General features: G+C 60.9%; 17 protein-coding genes. 4 read left to right on the top strand and 13 right to left on the bottom strand.

Annotated elements, in window-relative coordinates; genetic code table 11:
• Positions 1 to 616, bottom strand: a 616-nt coding sequence (locus tag APH42_RS16495) for a sulfate ABC transporter substrate-binding protein (protein ID WP_156352801.1), incomplete at its 3' end; no start/stop codon positions are given.
• Between the two features lie 116 nt (positions 617 to 732).
• Positions 733 to 1554 carry an ion transporter gene (locus APH42_RS16490; protein ID WP_012273451.1) on the bottom strand — a complete coding sequence of 274 codons (822 nt, stop codon included), beginning with the start codon at positions 1552 to 1554 and terminating at the stop codon, positions 733 to 735.
• A gap of 154 nt (positions 1555 to 1708) precedes the next feature.
• Between APH42_RS16490 and APH42_RS30690 the strand changes: the two genes are divergently transcribed.
• Positions 1709 to 2449, top strand: a complete 741-nt coding sequence (locus APH42_RS30690) for an RHS repeat-associated core domain-containing protein (protein WP_060493795.1) — start codon at positions 1709 to 1711, stop codon at positions 2447 to 2449.
• A gap of 1 nt (position 2450) precedes the next feature.
• Here the strand turns inward: APH42_RS30690 and APH42_RS16480 are convergent, their stop codons facing one another.
• From APH42_RS16480 to gcl, 6 genes are all read right to left on the bottom strand, one after another.
• The gene (locus APH42_RS16480; RefSeq protein ID WP_060493794.1) at positions 2451 to 3329 is read right to left on the bottom strand and encodes an urea transporter; all 879 of its coding nucleotides are present in this window, start codon (positions 3327 to 3329) and stop codon (positions 2451 to 2453) included.
• Positions 3330 to 3512: 183 nt separating this feature from the next.
• Complete coding sequence (gene pyk, locus APH42_RS16475; RefSeq protein ID WP_060493793.1) at positions 3513 to 4928, bottom strand: pyruvate kinase; 1416 nt, start codon at positions 4926 to 4928, stop codon at positions 3513 to 3515.
• Positions 4925 to 6199 (bottom strand): glycerate kinase, encoded by a 1275-nt coding sequence (locus APH42_RS16470; protein WP_060493792.1) that lies wholly within the window; start codon positions 6197 to 6199, stop codon positions 4925 to 4927. The genes pyk and APH42_RS16470 overlap by 4 nt, the downstream gene beginning before the upstream one ends.
• A 259-nt stretch (positions 6200 to 6458) precedes the next feature.
• Positions 6459 to 7352 (bottom strand): 2-hydroxy-3-oxopropionate reductase, encoded by an 894-nt coding sequence (locus APH42_RS16465; protein WP_012273446.1) that lies wholly within the window; start codon positions 7350 to 7352, stop codon positions 6459 to 6461.
• A gap of 53 nt (positions 7353 to 7405) precedes the next feature.
• Positions 7406 to 8188 (bottom strand): hydroxypyruvate isomerase, encoded by a 783-nt coding sequence (gene hyi, locus APH42_RS16460; protein WP_060493791.1) that lies wholly within the window; start codon positions 8186 to 8188, stop codon positions 7406 to 7408.
• A gap of 54 nt (positions 8189 to 8242) precedes the next feature.
• Positions 8243 to 10018, bottom strand: coding sequence for a glyoxylate carboligase (gcl, locus tag APH42_RS16455; RefSeq protein ID WP_012273444.1), 1776 nt, complete (start codon positions 10016 to 10018; stop codon positions 8243 to 8245).
• Positions 10019 to 10275: 257 nt separating this feature from the next.
• Between gcl and APH42_RS16450 the strand changes: the two genes are divergently transcribed.
• On the top strand, positions 10276 to 10716 hold the full coding sequence (locus APH42_RS16450; protein WP_012273443.1) for a heme-binding protein: 441 nt from the start codon (positions 10276 to 10278) through the stop codon (positions 10714 to 10716).
• A gap of 130 nt (positions 10717 to 10846) precedes the next feature.
• On the opposite strand, the gene APH42_RS16445 is transcribed toward APH42_RS16450, so the two are convergent.
• Positions 10847 to 11458 (bottom strand): TetR/AcrR family transcriptional regulator, encoded by a 612-nt coding sequence (locus tag APH42_RS16445; protein WP_012273442.1) that lies wholly within the window; start codon positions 11456 to 11458, stop codon positions 10847 to 10849.
• 132 nt (positions 11459 to 11590) lie between these two features.
• Between APH42_RS16445 and APH42_RS16440 the strand changes: the two genes are divergently transcribed.
• A complete protein-coding gene (locus APH42_RS16440; protein WP_060493790.1) occupies positions 11591 to 12505 on the top strand; it encodes a DUF808 domain-containing protein in 915 nt (304 codons plus the stop codon).
• 53 nt (positions 12506 to 12558) lie between these two features.
• Here APH42_RS16440 and APH42_RS16435 read toward each other — a convergent pair whose 3' ends face one another.
• Positions 12559 to 14502 (bottom strand): LTA synthase family protein, encoded by a 1944-nt coding sequence (locus tag APH42_RS16435; protein WP_060493789.1) that lies wholly within the window; start codon positions 14500 to 14502, stop codon positions 12559 to 12561.
• A gap of 152 nt (positions 14503 to 14654) precedes the next feature.
• Here APH42_RS16435 and APH42_RS16430 point away from each other — a divergent pair, with 152 nt between their 5' ends.
• The gene (locus APH42_RS16430; protein WP_012273439.1) at positions 14655 to 14969 is read left to right on the top strand and encodes a hypothetical protein; all 315 of its coding nucleotides are present in this window, start codon (positions 14655 to 14657) and stop codon (positions 14967 to 14969) included.
• Between the two features lie 67 nt (positions 14970 to 15036).
• On the opposite strand, the gene APH42_RS16425 is transcribed toward APH42_RS16430, so the two are convergent.
• From APH42_RS16425 to APH42_RS16415, 3 genes are all read right to left on the bottom strand, one after another.
• Entirely contained in the window at positions 15037 to 15819 is a 783-nt protein-coding gene (locus APH42_RS16425) for an outer membrane protein OmpK (protein WP_012273438.1), read from the bottom strand.
• Positions 15820 to 16174: 355 nt separating this feature from the next.
• Entirely contained in the window at positions 16175 to 16960 is a 786-nt protein-coding gene (locus tag APH42_RS16420) for an outer membrane protein OmpK (protein ID WP_041166761.1), read from the bottom strand.
• Between the two features lie 140 nt (positions 16961 to 17100).
• Positions 17101 to 18456, bottom strand: a complete 1356-nt coding sequence (locus tag APH42_RS16415; protein WP_060493788.1) for a nucleobase:cation symporter-2 family protein — start codon at positions 18454 to 18456, stop codon at positions 17101 to 17103.
• Between the last annotated feature and the right edge of the window lie 124 nt (positions 18457 to 18580).

Below are 18580 nucleotides of genomic sequence, written 5' to 3'. Positions count from 1 at the left end.
TCTGGTTGGTCATGAAGGTGGTGGTGGCGGCGCGGCCGCCGGTGTCCAGGACGGGGGCCTGCTTGAACAGTTTGCCGACGAAATCGCGGGCTTTGCTTTCATCACCGCCTTGCTTGAGCACGTAGCCCCAGGCCGACAGGTAGGTGTAGCGGCCATTACCCGAGGTTTTCGGGTTGGGCACGATCACCTGCACGCCGTCCTTAAGCAGGTCGGGCCAGTCTTTCAGGGCTTTTGGGTTGCCCTTGCGCACGATGAACACTGTGGCCGAGGTGAACGGTGCGCTGTTGTTCGGCAGGCGGGTTACCCAGTTGTCCGGCACCAGCTTGCCGTTGTCGACCAGGGCGTTGATGTCGGTGGCCATGTTCATGGTGATGACATCGGCCGGCAGGCCATCGATCACCGCACGCGCCTGCTTGCTGGAGCCGCCGAAGGACATCTGCACGTTGACCTTCTCTTTGTGCTCGGCTTCCCAGTGTTTCTGGAAGGCTGGGTTGTAGTCCTTGTAGAAGTCGCGCATCACGTCGTAGGAAACGTTGAGCAGGGTAGGGGCGGCCTGGGCGAGGTTACCCAGGGCCAGGCCTGCGGCGAGCAGTGAGGCGGTGAAGAGTTTTTTCACGTTGCTTCCTTGTTCTTGAAGAGTATTGGGGCAGATTGCCAGCGACTATAGCGGGTGGCTCGAAGTGGGTTAAAGAACAAAAAACACTTTGGTTATTCCGCTGCAAGTACAGGGCCTCAGTGCTTGGGAAACAGCCCATTCCCACACCGGGAACAGAACGCCGCCCCATGCTCATGGGTCTTCTTTTGGCAGGTTGGGCAATCATGCTGCAGTTGCTCCCCACGCATGGCGTTGGCCAGTTCTGCGGTGAAGATCCCGGTCGGCACGGCAATGATCGAATAACCGGTAATCATCACCAATGATGACAGCACCTGCCCCAGCGGCGTCTTCGGCACGATGTCGCCAAAGCCCACGGTGGTCAGGGTAACGATGGCCCAATAGATGCCTTTGGGAATGCTGGTAAAGCCATGCTCCGGCCCTTCGATCACATACATCAGCGTGCCGAACACCGTCACCAGGGTCGATACCGTCACCAGGAACACGATGATTTTCTGCTTGCTGCCGCGCAGCGCCTCCATCAGGTAATGGGCCTGCTTGAGGTACGGGCTGAGCTTCAGTACGCGGAAGATCCGCAGCATCCGAATAACCCGGATGATCAGCAGGTACTGGGCGTCGCTGTAGTACAGGGCGATGATGCCCGGCACGATCGCCAGCAAGTCGACCAGGCCATAGAAACTGAAGGCGTAGCGCAAGGGCTTGGGGGAGCAGTACAGGCGGGTGATGTACTCGGCCAGGAAGATCGCGGTAAAGCCCCATTCGATGGCGGCCAGCAGACCGGCGTAGCCTTGGTGCACTTCGTCGATGCTGTCGAGGATTACGGTAACCAAGCTGGCCAGGATGATCAGCAGTAGGATTTTGTCGAAGCGGCGGCCGGCGACGGTATCGGTCTGGAAGACCATGATGTACAGGCGTTCACGCAAAGATTGTTGTGCACTCATGAGGCGGTCGTTCCGAAAGCGTTGATAGCCAAGATTAGATGGTCCGGGCCTCTGGCAGGAAGGTGAGAATTCAGACTGATAAAAGTGCTAGTTCCACGCTAATACAAAAGTACTCAGCGTAGGGGTAAGAAAAAACCATCAAAAGGTAAAGAAAATGTATGGCGACAAGCAGGCTATAACTCGACAGCACATGGGGCAGAGGTCGTTACCCTACACAGTTTATGGCCATGTCGAGCCGAGGAAAGCGGGGCTCTTGTGCTTCACTGGCCAGCTTCTGGAGAGAACCGTGCAGGGGTATCTGCTGGGAAATGGCTATCGGTTGTATAGCCCAATGCTGATGCGATTCGTCAGTCCTGACAGCTTCAGTCCCTTTGGTAAGGGCGGCTGTAATACCTATGCATACTGTTCTGGTGATCCGGTAAATAAGACAGACCCATCAGCCCAGGCAGGGGGCAAAACTGGCTTGACCAAGTTACTCAAGACTTATGGTTTACCCAAAAAAGACCTCAAGCCTCACCTGACGTTGCTGAATGCCCCCCGTACGAGTGGGCGGTCCATTGAAGTCGTCAGAGTACATGAGAAGCAGGCAACGACTTTCGAGTTTTCATTCAGCGCTGGGCGGTTCGAGGCCAGAGTGACCTCCGAGATGCCTTTTGTAGAGCTCTCGGGACACTACTTGGTAAAAGGAAATATCTATGTGCCTACACCACCTGAAAACAAGTCCTTGTTCTTGAAAGCAGAGGGGTTCATTTCAGTTAATTTGGTACCTGAAACCCATGCTGTTTTGCCCTTCAGACCAGCTGAAGCACCTAGTTCCAGGCGCCGGGTGGGCAACGTTAGTGACTATATAAACCTCTCCGAAAGTGTAACGAGGACACGACAAGGGACGCGATAACTTACCCCCTTAAATCAGCTGCGTCGTGCTTATGGCCTCGTTGTACCAAGTGACTGCCCAGGTGCATCAGCCAGCAGGCGGCGACGAAGGGCGCGGTCAGGCCGGGTACCGGCAGCAGTTTGAACAACGGTTGCAATAGCAAGGCCATGGCGATGGCCAGCAGCGTCACCCACGGCTTTTCACCTTGCCTGCTGAAGGCCAGTGCCGCCAATGCGGCATTGAACCCGTATAGGCCCAGCCACGCAGCCTGCGCCTGGTCGGTGAGCAGCGCCACGCCACCACCGATGGCCGAGCCGATCACTGCCCACATGGCGGCATAGGGGTTGGCGATGAACATGCCGAGGATGATCAGCGCGCCTGCCAGGGGCTGATCGAGCAGGAAGATCTGGCCCACACCACGCGCCAGGGCATACAGCGGGTCGGCTTCGACGAAGCCGCTGGGCGAGGGGCTGGCGAACAGTAGTGCAGCCCAGCCCAGCAGCACGAAGGGGGCGGTGTAGGCGATCAAAAGTTTGCCGCCGCGCTTGCGCCATTGGTGGGTGATGATGCTGGACAGGCCGCCGGCGGCGATGATCAGGGGCGGCAGGATCGCCGACCAGGGCAGCACGACGCTGATCAGGATGCCGATCAGCACGCCGTTGTAGCAATACAACCCGGCCTGGCGGTCGGCGCGGTCGTAACCGCGGGCCTGGGCGGTGAGTAGCCCAGCCAGGGCGCCGAGCAGGGCACCACCGCCGACCAGGCTGGGCGCGGTCAGCAGGATGGCCAGCAGGCAGCACAGGCCGCACAGGGGGTTGCGCAGCAGCAGCACCTGGCTGAAGCCGTTGAGTAGCGCCGTGGCCCAGTCGGGGCACGGGTTGACGAAATTTTTGGTGTACATGGGGCAGTCAGTGAGGTTGATGGAGGGCGGTGGGCCTCTTTGGGCCTCTGTTTTCCGCAGGTTCGGTGTATTGGGAGGGCTTTGCCCTCCTATCGCGACACAAGGCCGCTCCTACAAGGGATTGCGGTCTCCTGTAGGAGCGGCCTTGTGTCGCGAAAGGGGCGCAGAGCGCCCCCGGCAATCTCAGACCAAAGTCTCGATCCGCAGCGTGTTAGTCGACCCCGGCTTGCCGAAAGGCACACCGGCGGTGATCAGCAGTGTGTCGCCACGGCTGGCCATACCTTGCGCCTGGGCAATTTCCAGCGCCGTAGACACCACCTCGTCGACCTGGCGCAGGCGGTCGTTGACCACCGAGTGCACGCCCCACGCCACGCTCAGGCGGCGTGCGGTGTTCAGGTTCGGTGTCAGGTTGAGGATCGGTGCCCGTGGCCGCTCGCGCGCCGCGCGCAGGGTCGAGGCGCCCGACTCGCTGTAGTTGACCAGCACCGCCACCGGCAGGATGCCGCTGATACGGCGGATAGCGCAGCTGATGGCATCCGACACGGTGGCTTCGGCTTTTGGCCGGCCAACGTCGAGCTGGGCCTGGTAGTCCGGGCCGTTTTCCACCTGGCGGATGATCTTGCTCATCATCTGCACCGCTTCCAGCGGGTAATCACCCGAAGCGGTCTCGGCCGACAGCATCACCGCGTCGGCACCTTCGGCCACGGCATTGGCCACGTCGGTGACTTCGGCACGGGTAGGCGCTGGCGAGAAACGCATGGATTCGAGCATCTGCGTGGCCACCACCACCGGTTTGCCCAGTTGGCGGCAAGTGCCGATGATGCGCTTCTGGATCTGCGGCACGCTTTCGGCCGGCACTTCCACGCCCAGGTCACCACGGGCCACCATGATCGCGTCTGCCAGTTCGGCGATGGCTTGCAGTTGCTCGACCGCCGAGGGTTTTTCGATCTTGGCCATCAGGTAGGCGCGGTCGCCGATAAGCTGGCGCGCTTCGACGATGTCTTCAGGGCGCTGGACGAACGACAGGGCCACCCAGTCCACGCCCAACTCCAGGCCGAAGGCCAGGTCGCGGCGGTCCTTTTCGGTGAGCGGAGAGAGGTCGAGCACCGCTTGCGGTACGTTGACGCCTTTGCGGTCGGACAGCTCGCCACCGTTCAGCACTTCGGTGTCGATGGCATCGCTGTGCTTGGCGGTGACGCGCAGGCGCAGCTTGCCGTCGTCCAGCAGCAGGTCCATGCCGGGTTCGAGGGCAGCGATGATTTCGGGGTGCGGCAGGTTGACCCGGCGGTTGTCGCCGGGGGTTTTGTCCAGGTCCAGGCGCAGGGCCTGGCCGCGTTGCAACTGTACCTTGCCCTCAGCGAAGCGGCCCACGCGCAGCTTTGGCCCTTGCAGGTCCATGAGGATGCCCAGCGGGTAGTTCAGTTGCTGCTCGACTTCGCGGATCCACTGATAACGCAGGGCGTGGTCAGCGTGTTCGCCGTGGCTGAAGTTGAGGCGGAAGATGTTCACCCCGGCTTCGACCAGCTGGCGGATGTCGTCGATGCCGTTGATCGCAGGGCCAAGGGTGGCGAGGATCTTTACTTTTTTATCAGGCGTCATGATTGGGCAGTCTCGAGGATCAGGATGGCGCGGAAGTCGTTGACGTTGGTGCGGGTCGGCTCGGTGACGATCAGCGCATCCAGCGCGGCGAAGTAGCCATAGCCGTTGTTGTTGTCCAACTCGTCGCTGGCCGACAGGCCCAGGGCTTCGGCGCGGGCGTAGCTGGCCGGGGTCATGAAGGCACCGGCGTTTTCTTCCGAGCCATCGATGCCGTCGGTGTCGCCGGCCAGGGCGTACACACCCGGCAGGCCTTTCAGGCTTTCGGTGAGGCTGAGCAGGAACTCGGCGTTGCGCCCGCCACGGCCATTGCCGCGCACGGTTACGGTGGTTTCGCCACCCGACAGGATCACGCAGGGCGCCTTAAGCGGCTGGCCGTGTTGAACGATTTGCCGGGCAATGCCGGCGTGTACCTTGGCCACTTCGCGTGATTCACCTTCCAGGTCACCGAGGATCAGTGGGCTGAAGCCGGCCTGGCGGGCTTTGACCGCGGCAGCTTCGAGCGACTGCTGGGGCTTGGCGATCAGCTGGAAGTGGCTGCGGGCCAGGGCTGGGTCATCGGCCTTGACGGTTTCCGAGGCTGGGTTGTTCAGCCAGTCGATGACCGCTTTCGGCGCTTCGATGTTGTAGCGTTTGAGAATGGCCAGGGCGTCGGCCGAGGTGCTCGGGTCGGCCACGGTGGGGCCGGAGGCAATTACCGTGGCGAGGTCGCCCGGCACATCGGAAATGGCATAGGTGTACACCGTGGCCGGCCAGCAGGCCTTGGCCAGGCGGCCGCCTTTGATCGCCGAGAGGTGTTTGCGTACGCAGTTCATCTCGCCGATGGTGGCGCCGGATTTGAGCAGCGCCTTGTTGATCTGCTGCTTGTCGGCCAGGGTCAGGCCTTCGGCAGGCAGGGCCAGCAGTGCCGAGCCCCCGCCAGACAGCAGGAAGATGACGCGGTCGTCTTCGTTGAGGTTGCTGACCAGTTCCAGCACGCGCTTGGCCACGGCCAGGCCGGCGGCATCCGGGACCGGGTGGGCGGCTTCGACCACTTCGATTTTTTGGCAGTTGGCGCCGTGGCCGTAACGGGTAACGACCAGGCCAGAGACTTCGCCCTGCCAGCTTTTCTCGACCACTTCGGCCATGGCAGCTGCGGCTTTGCCGGCGCCGATGACGATGACCCGGCCGCTACGGTCGGCGGGCAGGTAGGGTTCGAGAACTTGACGGGGGTGGGCGGCGGCGATGGCTGTGTCGAACAGTTCGCGGAGAAGTTTTTGCGGATCGACCGACATGGCAGGCTCCCAATTATTGTTGTTCTGCAGAATCAAAAACGCCCCTGGAACTGCCTCCGTGCAGGCCGAACCAGGGGCGGGTGTTGCTCGGTGCTACCGCTGAACCTGTGGTCGCAGGTTCAATGGTGTTTGCTCTGGAATCCTGGGGGCGCTTTGCGCCCCTTTCGCGACACAAGGCCGCTCCTACAGGGGATTGCGTACCGCTTGTAGGAGCGGCCTTGTGTCGCGATCGGGCTGCGCAGCAGCCCCCGAATTCAGGTTACTTGTCGCCGCGGATCGAGAAGTTGGCCATGTGCTCCAGGCCTTTGATCAGCGCCGAGTGGTCCCAGTTGCCGCCACCCAGGGCCTGGCAGGTGTTGAACACTTGCTGGGCATTGGAGGTGTTGGGCAGGTTGATGCCCAGTTCCTTGGCGCCTTGCAGGGCCAGGTTCAGGTCCTTCTGGTGCAGGTTGATGCGGAAGCCTGGGTCGAAGGTGCCCTTGATCATGCGCTCGGCGTGCACTTCGAGGATTTTCGACGAAGCAAAGCCGCCCATCAGTGCTTCACGCACCTTGGCTGGGTCCGCGCCGTTCTTGGCGGCGAACAGCAGCGCTTCGCTGACTGCCTGGATGTTCAGGGCGACGATGATCTGGTTGGCGACCTTGGCGGTCTGGCCGTCACCGTTGCCACCGACGCGGGTGATGTTCTTGCCCATGGCTTCGAACAGCGGCAGGGTGCGCTCGAAGGCTTTCGGGCAGCCACCGACCATGATGCTGAGGGTCGCGGCCTTGGCACCGACCTCACCACCGGACACCGGGGCGTCCAGGTAGGCAGCGCCGGTTGCCTTGATTTTCTCGGCGAAGGCTTTGGTAGCGGTTGGCGAGATCGAGCTCATGTCGATCACGATCTTGTTCGGGCCGACGCCCTCAGCCACGCCGTTTTCGCCGAACAGGACGCTTTCGACCTGCGGGGTGTCGGGGACCATGACGATGATGAATTCGGCTTCCTGCGCCACTTCTTTAGGGTTGGCCAGGGCCACTGCACCGGCGGCGATCAGCTCGGCTGGCGCGGCGTCGTGGTGGGTGGAAACGAACAGGCTGTGACCTGCTTTTTGCAGGTTTTGGGCCATGGGCTTGCCCATGATGCCGGTGCCGATGAAACCGATTTTAGCCATGACAATGTGCCTCTTTATATTTGTTCACATCAGGCGCTGTGCGCCCGGCTTGTTCAAATTGCGTTATGGGTTTTCAGCCAGCCCAGGCCCGCTTCGGTGGTGGTCAGCGGCTTGTACTCTGCGCCCACCCAGCCCTGGTAGCCGATACGGTCCAGGTGCTCGAACAGGAAGCGGTAGTTGATTTCGCCGGTGCCTGGCTCGTTGCGCCCTGGGTTGTCGGCCAGCTGGATGTGGTTGATCAGTGGCAGGTTGGCTTGCATGGTGCGCGCCAGGTCACCTTCCATGATCTGCATGTGGTAGATGTCGTACTGCAGGAACAGGTTGTCGCTGCCGACTTCGGCCTGGATTTCCAGGGCCTGCTGGGTGGTGTTCAGGTAGAAGCCTGGGATGTCGCGGGTGTTGATCATTTCCATGACCAGGCGAATGCCGGCGGCCTTGAGCTTGTCGGCGGCGTAGCGCAGGTTCTCGACGAAGGTCTTGCGCACGGTGGCGCAGTCCGGGCCTTGTGGGCGGATGCCGGCCAGGGCATTGACCTGGGTGTTGCCCAGCACCTTGGCGTACTCGATGGCCTTGTCGACACCGGCACGGAATTCTTCGACGCGGTCTGGGTGGCAGGTGATGCCGCGCTCACCCTTGGCCCAGTCACCCGCGGGCAGGTTGAACAACACCTGGGTCAGGCCGTTGGCCTCCAACTGCTGCTTGATTTCAGCCGCGCTGAAGTCGTACGGGAAGAGGTATTCGACGCCGCTGAAACCAGCATCGGCGGCAGCCTTGAAGCGGGCCAGGAAGTCCTGTTCGGTGAACAGCATGGACAAGTTGGCAGCGAAGCGAGGCATGAGTTGTCTCCTTGCGATGAAGGCCCCCAGGGCGTACCTGGGGGCGTCAGGCGATCAGTCCAGCAGCGAGATGGCGGTTGGCGCGTCGTTGCCGACCAGGGCCAGGTCTTCGAACTCGTTGACCGCGTTGATCTCGGTGCCCATGGAAATGTTGGTCACACGCTCGAGAATCACTTCGACCACCACCGGTACGCGGAACTCTTCGGCCATTTTCTGTGCCTTGAGCAGGGCAGGGGCGATTTCTGCTGGCTCGAATACACGGATGGCCTTGCAGCCCAGGCCTTCGACTACGGCAACGTGGTCTACACCGTAGGTGGCGGCGTCGGTCGAGTTGATGTTCTCGAACGCCAGTTGTACACAGTAATCCATGTCGAAGCCACGCTGCGCCTGACGGATCAGGCCCAGGTAGGCGTTGTTCACCAGCACGTGGACGTACGGCAGGTTGAACTGTGCGCCTACTGCCAGTTCTTCGATCATGAACTGGAAGTCGTAGTCACCCGACAGCGCGACAACTTTGCGTTTAGGGTCGGCTTTGACAACACCCAGCGCGGCAGGGATGGTCCAGCCCAGCGGGCCGGCCTGGCCGCAGTTGATCCAGTGGCGTGGCTTGTACACGTGCAGGAACTGCGCACCGGCAATCTGCGACAGGCCGATGGTGCTGACGTAGGTGGTGTCCTTGCCGAATACCTGGTTCATTTCTTCGTACACGCGCTGTGGCTTGACCGGCACGTTGTCGAAGTGGGTCTTGCGCTGCAGGGTGGCCTTGCGCTCCTGGCAGTCTTCGAGCCAGGCCTTGCGGCACTTCAGCTTGCCAGCGGCTTTCCACTCGCGGGCCACTTCCAGGAACACGTCCAGTGCCTTGCCAGCATCGGAAACGATACCCAGGTCTGGGGTGAACACGCGGCCGATCTGGGTGGGTTCGATGTCGACGTGCACGAACTTGCGGCCTTCGGTGTAGACATCGACCGAACCGGTGTGGCGGTTGGCCCAGCGGTTACCGATACCGAACACCAAGTCGGATTTCAGCAGGGTGGCGTTGCCGTAGCGGTGCGACGTCTGCAGGCCGACCATTCCGACCATTTGTGCGTGGTCGTCCGGGATGGTGCCCCAGCCCATCAGGGTCGGGATTACCGGGACGCCGGTCAGTTCGGCGAACTCGACCAGTTTGTCGCTGGCGTCGGCGTTGATGATGCCGCCACCGGCTACCAGCAGCGGGCGCTCGGCGTCATTGAGCAGGGCCAAGGCTTTTTCGGCCTGGACACGGGTCGCCGATGGCTTGTTGATGGCCAGTGGCTCGTAGGCGTCGATGTCAAATTCGATTTCGGCCATCTGCACGTCGAACGGCAGGTCGATCAGTACCGGGCCTGGGCGGCCGGTACGCATTTCATAGAAGGCCTTCTGGAAGGCGTAAGGCACTTGGCCTGGCTCCAGAACGGTGGTCGCCCACTTGGTCACTGGCTTGACGATGCTGGTGATGTCGACGGCCTGGAAATCTTCCTTGTGCAGGCGTGCACGCGGGGCTTGGCCGGTGATGCAGAGAATCGGGATGGAGTCGGCCGATGCGCTGTACAGGCCGGTGACCATGTCGGTGCCGGCAGGGCCGGACGTGCCGATGCACACACCGATGTTGCCTGGGTTGGCACGGGTGTAGCCCTCGGCCATGTGCGAGGCACCTTCGACGTGGCGAGCGAGGACGTGATCGATGCCACCGACTTTCTTCAGGGCCGAATACAACGGGTTGATGGCAGCCCCTGGGATGCCGAACGCGGTATCTACACCTTCACGGCGCATGACCAGAACGGCTGCATCGATTGCTCTCATTTTGCTCATGGTTTGTGCCTCATCGATTTTGTAATTGTATACAACTTGCTTTGCGACAGAGTGTATTCACGCCTGGCTGCTCAGGTCAATGGGTTTTCATCGGCTGAGCGGGGTTTCGTCAGAGCGCCTGTGAAAACGGGGGTTTGCGCCATCGCATACGATCGTTTCAAAATATTGTATACAAAAATACCTTTCGTTGTGTTCTATTTGTTCTATCGGTTTTCAACTGCCCTCAGGGCTTCTCACAACAAGAAGAGGACCTTTCCATGAACGCTTTGAACCTGAAAGTCGCTGTCAGCCTGGTGAATGCCGCGTTGGCGGCGGGCCGCAAGATCAATGCCGCGCCACTGACCGTGGCGGTGCTGGATGCCGGCGGGCACCTGCTGGCGCTGCAGCGTGAAGATGGCGCCAGCCTGATTAGGCCTGAAGTGGCCGCTGGCAAAGCCTGGGGCGCAATTGCCCTGGGCAAGGGCTCGCGGTTGCTGGCGCTGGATGCACAGCAACGGCCGGCGTTTTTTGCCGCGCTGAACGGGATGGGGGAGCGGCCGGTGGTGCCAGCGCCGGGAGGCGTGCTGATTCGTGATCAGGACGGCAAGGTGCTGGGTGCGGTAGGGATCAGCGGCGATACGTCGGATATCGACGAGCAGTGCGCGATCAGTGCGATCGAGGAGGTGGGGTTGCGGGCGGATGCCGGGGTAGCGGCGTAAGGCTCGAGACAACCGGGGGCCGCGTTGCGGCCCAATCGCGACGCAAGGCCGCTCCCACAGGGGTTATGCAATGTCCCTGTGGTAGCGGCCTTGTGTCGCGAAGGGCTGCAAGGCAGCCCCACTGGCCCTGTCAGGCTGCTTCCGGCTCGCAGCCTTTCAATACCATGCGGATAATGGTCTCGGCCGCCGCGTCGTAATCACTGTCTGCCAGCTTGGCCTTGCCGGTCACTGCAGAAATCTGCCAGTCGAAGTCGGCATAGGTCTGGGTCGCCGCCCAGATACTGAACATCAGGTGATGCGCGTCCACATGGGCGATCTGCCCACGGTCGATCCAGCGCTGGATGCACTCGATGTTATGCCGGGCCTGCTCGTTCAACTGCTCCACCTGGTTCGGCGACAGGTGTGGGGCGCCATGCATGATCTCGCTGGCGAACACCTTGGAGGCGTACGGCAGGTCGCGCGAAATGCGGATCTTCGAACGAATATAGGCGCTCAGCACTTCTTTCGGATCACCGTCGGCATTGAACGGTGTGGAGGCCTGCATGATCGGCGCGATGATGCTTTCCAGGACCTCGCGGTAGAGGTTGTCCTTGGACTTGAAGTAGTAATACACGTTCGGCTTGGGCAGGCCGGCCTTGGCCGCAATATCGCTGGTCTTGGTGGCGGCGAAGCCCTTGTCGGCAAATTCTTCACTGGCTGCGCGCAGGATCAGTTCCTTGTTGCGCTCGCGAATGGTGCTCATGGTCAGGGATCTTCCTCGTGTCTGGCCACCTCTAAGAGGGATCGGGCATGGTAGCACCGGGCTTGACGGGCGCTCAAGGCAGCGACTTTCGGCTAGACTCCGGCACATTCATTTCAGTGGAAACAGGCAAACATGGCAGGAAGCAGTCTACTGGTACTGATCGACGATATCGCCACGCTGCTGGACGACGTCTCGCTGATGACCAAAGTCGCGGCAAAAAAGACTGCGGGTGTGCTGGGTGACGACCTGGCGCTGAATGCTCAGCAAGTCACCGGCGTGCGTGCCGAGCGCGAAATTCCGGTTGTGTGGGCGGTGGCCAAAGGGTCGTTCGTCAACAAGGCCATCCTGGTGCCGGCGGCGTTGCTGATCAGTGCGTTCATTCCGTGGGCGGTTACGCCCTTGTTGATGGTGGGGGGCGCCTACCTGTGCTTCGAGGGCTTCGAGAAGCTGGCGCACAAGTTTTTGCACAGCAAGGAAGACGATGCAGCCGCGCACGAGGCGCGCAAGGAGGCAATGGCCGATGCCAATGTCGATCTGGTCGCCTTCGAAAAAACCAAGATCAAGGGTGCGGTGCGCACCGATTTCATCCTTTCGGCTGAAATCATTGCCATCACCTTGGGTACTGTGGCGGATGCGCCGCTGACACAGCAGATCATCGTGCTGTCGGGTATCGCCATTGTCATGACCATCGGTGTTTATGGTTTGGTGGGCGGCATTGTCAAACTGGATGACCTGGGGTTGTGGATGACCACCAAGGCGTCCCGGCTGGCCCAGGTGGTCGGCAATGGCATCTTGCAGGCTGCCCCATACATGATGAAGAGCCTGTCGGTGATTGGCACCGCGGCCATGTTCCTGGTCGGTGGCGGGATTCTGGTGCATGGCATTGCCCCGCTGCACCATGCCATCGAGGCCTTCAGCGAAGGACGTGGTGGCGCGCTGACCGGGGCACTGCTCAACGGTGTGGCGGGTGTGGTAGCCGGTGCCGTGGTGCTGGCGGTGGTGGCGGCTGCCGGGAAGTTGTGGCGAGCGTTTCGCCCGGCTACCTGAGTTGTGTGGCCGGCAACGTCGATGTCATTCACCGCGTTGCCGTCTCACAGGTTTTACTGTTCAGCCACCGCACCTTGCTCCTGCGGCTTCCAGGCCAGGAGGCCCTTGCTGAAATCGTTGGCAGCACTCTGGTAGTAGGCAATCGCCCGTCGTACCAGTGGGTGGTCGCTGTCTACAGTGGTTTCCCGGCTGTTGCTCAAGGCATCCTGGTGCACGCGCATGCCGCCGCGTGGGCTGAGGATCGCCAGGTCCTTGCCGTCGAAGAGCCCCAGGTGCTGGTAGTTGCCGATCAGCACACGCGGCGCCAGGGATTCTTCGCGTAGCAGGTCGCGGCCGAAGAAGGTCGAGGTGTAGCTCAGGTTGAGCAGGCCGAGCAGGGTTGGTGCCAGGTCGATCTGGCTGGCCAGTTGTGCGTCTTCGCGCGGGGCGATCAGCTTGGGTGCATAGATCCACAGCGGGATCTGGTAATTGCTGACCGGCAGGTCTTCAACGCCCGCGCTGCCGGCGGTGTGGTCGGCGACGAACACGAACAGGGTGTTGTCGAACCATGGCTTGCCCTTGGCCTCCCGCAGGAACTGCGCAATGGCATGGTCGGTGTACTTCACCGCGCCCTCACGGCCTTCACCTGACGGAATGTCGATACGGCCATCGGGGTAGGTGTAAGGGCGGTGGTTGGAGGTGGTCATCAGTTGCAGGAAGAACGGTTGCTGCCTGGCGTGGTCGGCATCGGCCAGCTTCAGCGTCTGCCGATACAGGTCTTCGTCAGCCATGCCCCAAGCGTTCTTGAAGCCGATTTCGCTCTCGTCGACGCTGCTCTGGTCGACGATACGGTAGCCATTGCCGCTGAAGAAGGCGTTCATGTTGTCGAAGTAGCCGCGCCCGCCATAGACGAATACGGCGTCATAACCCACCGCTTTCAGTTGCTGACCGAGGCTGCCATAGCCGCTTTCGCGGCCGATGCGCTTGACGATCGAGCGGCCCGGCGTTGGGGGGATCGACAGGGTGATGGCTTCCAGGCCGCGATCGGTACGCGTGCCGGTGGCGTAGAAGTTGTTGAAGTACAGGCTCTGTTGGCGCAGCGCGTCCAGGTTGGGCGTGAGGTTGCGTGGGTCGCCGTTGCTGCCCATGTACTTGGCGCTGAAGCTCTCGATGGTGACCAGGATGATGTTGGGCTTGCGTGGCTCGCCGCTGGCGCTGATGTGGCGACGAATGTCCTCGGGCTCGCTGGCCTTGAACCGCGCGTTGGGCTCGGCCAGTTCCTGGTGCATCTGCGTACCGACTTCGTTGGCGTCGAGGCTGGCGTAGAACTGGGTGTAGTCGAGCTCGTTGTTGCGGAACGCGGCGAAGAACTGGTACGGGCCGTTGCTGGCCAGTTCGCGCTGATAGGCGTTACCGCCTTGGCCACGCGGGAATTGCTGGTCGACCACTAGCACGCTGAGCCCGCCCAGCACGGCCAGCAGCGCAAGGCCACCCAGGCGCTGGCGCAGGTTGGCGCCGGGTGCTGCGAGGGCCTGGGCCAGAGGTTTGCGCAGGATCAGGGCAAGCAGGACGGCAACCACGGCGATGCTGCCCAGTAGCGTTGGCAGCGGGTACGACTCGCGAATGTTGTCCAGCACTTCCTTGGAATACACCAGGTAGTCCACGGCGATGAAGTTGAAGCGCACCCCGAACTCGTCCCAGAACAGCCACTCGGCCACCGCGACGAACAGCATCACGAACAGGCTGACGATCAACACCCCGCCCATGAGCCGGCGATGCAAGGCCGTGCGCCACAGTGCGGCCGGGCACAGCGCCAGGTAAAGCCCCAGCGGCAGAGCGGCGTAGGTGAGGAAGCTCAGGTCGTACAAGGCACCACTGAAGAATAATGAGAAGTAGTTGCCATGTACTTCATCCAGGTGGGTGACCAGCAATACCAGACGGGTCAGCAAGAAAATGCCGAACCAGAGCGAGCAAACTAACAGCAGGTACCGCCAAGGTGCGGCGAGGGAGGTGCGCATTAAGTGGGCCTGTTTTCTTTTTTGGATGCAAGAAGCCAAGCATGCTAGATGGGTAAGTGCAAAAATTTTGTCAAAAATTCGCAGGGACTAAGTGGAATCTCGGGCATATAGTAAGCACTTTGCTTATTTCCTACAGGTCGGGAGGTTAAATCATGTTCGGAAATGTGTTGACTTACGATGTGTACCACTTGGCCCTTTACCTGGGCTCGGCCTTAGCCTGGGGCGCCGTGGGCCTTCTGATGCTGCTGCGCGGGGCGGGGGTAGGGGCTTTGTACAAATGCTGTGCGGTATTTGGCCTGGCGTTGATAACCAATAGCATCATGCTGGTGCTGGACATCTTGCGTGTGCTGGAGCACTGGCAGGTGGAGCTGGGGCTTTTGCTGTTTGGCGTGATGTTGCCGTGTGTGCTTGTTCTGACTTTAAAGGCAAATTTATCAGTAAGTAAGAATAGTCTTAATAAGTTGTAGGAAAGTTCTTACATGATTTGGCGTGACAGCGCGTTGGAAGATCAACGCGCTGTCACGATTCAGCGCATCAGAAGTGCACTTTTACCAGGAAACTCATGGTGTTCTGGTCGGTAGTGAAGGCATCGCTGTCCTTGATACCGTATTTGTTCTTCCAGTAGTCGTACTCGACACCCACGTACAGCTGCTTCTCGCCCAGGTGCAACGCCTTGCCCAGGTCGTACTTGATCTGTGGGTTGAAGTGCAGGTTGGCCTGGTAGGTGCCGTGGCGGTTCTCGTCGTTGTCCACCACCCAGTCCATGAAGCCGTCGATCAGCACGTCGGAATCGCCGACCGGGATGGTGTACGACCATACCGGGGTGATCTGCCATACGTTGTCGCCGGCGCGGCTGCCGTCGGTGGTGCGGTTGTAGAAGTTGAGCTGGAAGTAATCGAAGCCCGGGATGGCCAGGTCGAAGCCTGGGCCGATCAGGTACGACTCGGTGTCACCCTCGCCAAACTCGTAGGTCATGGCCAGCAGCACGTCCTTGACCGGGCCGAACTCCAGCTTCTGGTCGAAGATCTTGCCGAACGACAGGCGTGGGCTGAACTCGCCGTAGTAGGTGTTGGGCCCGTTGTTGGCGTCCTTCTTGCCCTGGTAGAAGATCTTGTCGACGAAGAAGAAGTTGTCGCCGTACTTCCACGCGTCGGCGTGCTCGAAGGTGAAGGTTTGCTGGGTTTCGGGGTTGACCTTGAAGTTCTTGCCCCACAGGTAGGTCAGGCTGTTGTTCTGCCATTGCAGCAGGTCGCCGCCGAAGGTGGTGCCACAGGCCAGCAGGCCGCCGGCAAGGATCAGGCTGTTGATGGTACGCATTGCGAGTGTCGCTCCCTTGATTGATCTGTTGTCAGCGCTCGGTGATGGCGCTTTTTTGTTGTCTTGCGAGTCAGCTTTTTTCGATAGGCCACAGCTGTTTGGCAAGGGTTGAGCCAACTTTTCCGGTTTGGCAAAACCTTCCTGCTCGACTTCGTTCTGAACGGATGAAAAGGGTCTTTCAGGCTGGCAACACGTTGGCCAACCGCCCGTATTCATTGACTGAGCGGTCAGTAAACGCAGGCAGAATCCGTTCTGCCCTGATCGAGGGGGCGCGCAGATTACTGGCTTGCGCGCCGGGCCTCAAGTGCTCCGTCCTGGAGCGGGGTGGTTCAAACTTGTGCGTTTGGTCAGCTTCTTAGAAGTGTACCTTGATCAGCGCACTGGCGACGCTCTGATTGCTGTCCAGGTTGCCACGGCTGTCGATGCCGTACTTGTCCTTCCAGTAGCTGTATTCAAAGCCGACGTAGAGCTGTTTGGCGCCCAGGTTCAGTGCCTTGCCCAGGTCATATTTGACCTGTGGGTTGAAGTGCAGGTTGGCGTGGTAGGTGCCACGGCGGGTTTGGTCATTGTCGGTGACCCAATCCATGTAACCGTCGATCAGAATGTCGGAGCGGCCCACCGGGATGGTGTATGACCAGCCGGGGGTGATCTGCCAGACATTGTCACCGGGGCGGCTGCCTTCGGTGTTGCGCACGTAGAAGTTGAGGGTGAAATAGTTGAAGCCGGGGATGTCCAGGTCGAAGCCGGGGCCGATCAGGTAGGCTTCGTTGTCGCCCTCGCCGCGCTCGTAGGTCATGGCCAGGAGCACGTCCTTGATCGGGCCGAAGGCAAGCTTGCGGTCGAGGATCTTGCCGAACGACAGGCGCGGGCTGAACTCGCCATAGTAGGTGGTCACGCCTTTGCTGGGGTCGGCTTTGCCGTTGTAGAAAATCTTGTCGACGAACATGAAGGTGTCGCCGTACTTCCATTTGTTGGCGTGCTCGAAAGTGATGGTCTGCTGGATATCAGGGTTGACCTTGAAGTCCTTGCCGTACAGGTAGGTCAGGCTTTCGCCGTGCCACTGCAGCCATTCGCCTGCATGTGAGGGTAGGGTGGCCAGCAGGCTGCTGCCCAACAACAGGGACGTGGTGATGCGCTTCATGTTGTGATTCCCGGACTTATTGTTTTTGTTGGCGGTTTTTTTGGCGCGCAGGCGCCCCGGGCGACCCATTCCGGCGGGTCGACGGCGTAGCGGTTACTGCAGATGTGAATGAGGGGCGGCAATGCGCCGCCCCTTCTGGCTCAATGCTGGTGACAGGCGTCGTTGTGCACCGCGCGGTCGGCACCACCGAGGATGTTGAACAGGACGTTCAACACCAGGGCACTGACCGTGGCCATGGCGATACCACTGTGGGTGATGGGTTCCATCCACTGTGGCATCTGGGCGAAGAACTCCGGACGCACCACGGGGATCAACCCGAAGCCGACGCTCACGGCAACCAGCAGCTGGTTGCGGCGGTCGCCGATGTCCGCCTCCTGAAGAATCTTGATCCCGGTGGCGGTGACCATGCCGAACATGGCGATGGACGCGCCGCCCAGTACCGCAGGTGGGATCGAGGCAATCAGGAAGGCCGCCTTGGGCAGCAGGCTGAGCAGCATCAACAGGGCACCGGCCACGATGGTGACAAAGCGGCAGCGCACCCCGGTCATTTGCACCAGGCCGATGTTCTGGGCGAACGAGGAGTGGGTGAAGGTGTTGAAGAAACCGGCGATGAACGACGCACCGGCATCGCACAGCAGGCCGCGACGCAGCATGCCGGGGGTCACTTCGCGATCGGTCACCTTGCCCAGGGCCAGGAACATGCCGGTGGACTCGACGAAGATGATCACCACCACCAGGCACATGGACAGGATGGGGGCCAGGCTGAATGTCGGCATGCCGAAGTGCAGGGGGGTGACCACCTGCAACCACGGCGCGTCCTTCAGGCCAGACAGGTCGACCATGCCGATGGAACCGGCCAGGATGTAGCCAAGGCCCATGCCCACCAGTACCGACACGTTGACCCAGAAGCCGCGCATGAAGCGGTTGATCAGCAGGATCACAGCCAATACCAGGCCGGCCACCAACAGGTAGATCGGCGAGCCAAAGGTTTCGGCTTCATGGCCGCCACCCGCCCAATTGACTGCCACGGGGAACAGCGACAGGCCAATCGAGGTGATCACCGTACCGGTGACCAGCGGCGGGAAGAAGCGTACGACCTTGGACATGAACGGGGCGATCAGCATGCCGAAGAACCCGGCGGCGATGGTCGCACCGAAGATCCCCTGCAGGCCTACGCCGGGCATGCCGGCCATGGCCACCATGCTGCCGACGGCCGCGAAACTGGCACCCATCATCACCGGCATGCGGATGCCCACCGGGCCGATACCGAACGACTGGATGATGGTAGCGACGCCAGCGACCAGCAGGTCGGCGTTGATCAGGAAAGCGACTTCTTCACGGGACAACCCAGCGGCCTGGCCGATGATCAACGGCACGGCGATCGCGCCACCGTACATCAGCAGAACGTGTTGCAGGCCAACCAGGATCAGTTGGAACAGGGGCAAGGGTTCGCGCGGCGGCGCAATGGGGATATACGCCTTGCGTGACTCGGACATGCAGCACCTCGAGTTTTGTTTTTATTCTCGGATCCAAGCGGCAAGCTCCAAGCGGCAAGCTTCAAGTAGAAGCTTGGTGATCCGCGTTGGAGCCTGACGCTCGATGCTTGCTTGTTACCTACGA

It is taken from the genome of Pseudomonas sp. NBRC 111140 (assembly GCF_001320885.1).
Classification (GTDB): domain Bacteria; phylum Pseudomonadota; class Gammaproteobacteria; order Pseudomonadales; family Pseudomonadaceae; genus Aquipseudomonas; species Aquipseudomonas putida_P.
This window is presented reverse-complemented; position numbering and strand designations above follow the sequence as displayed.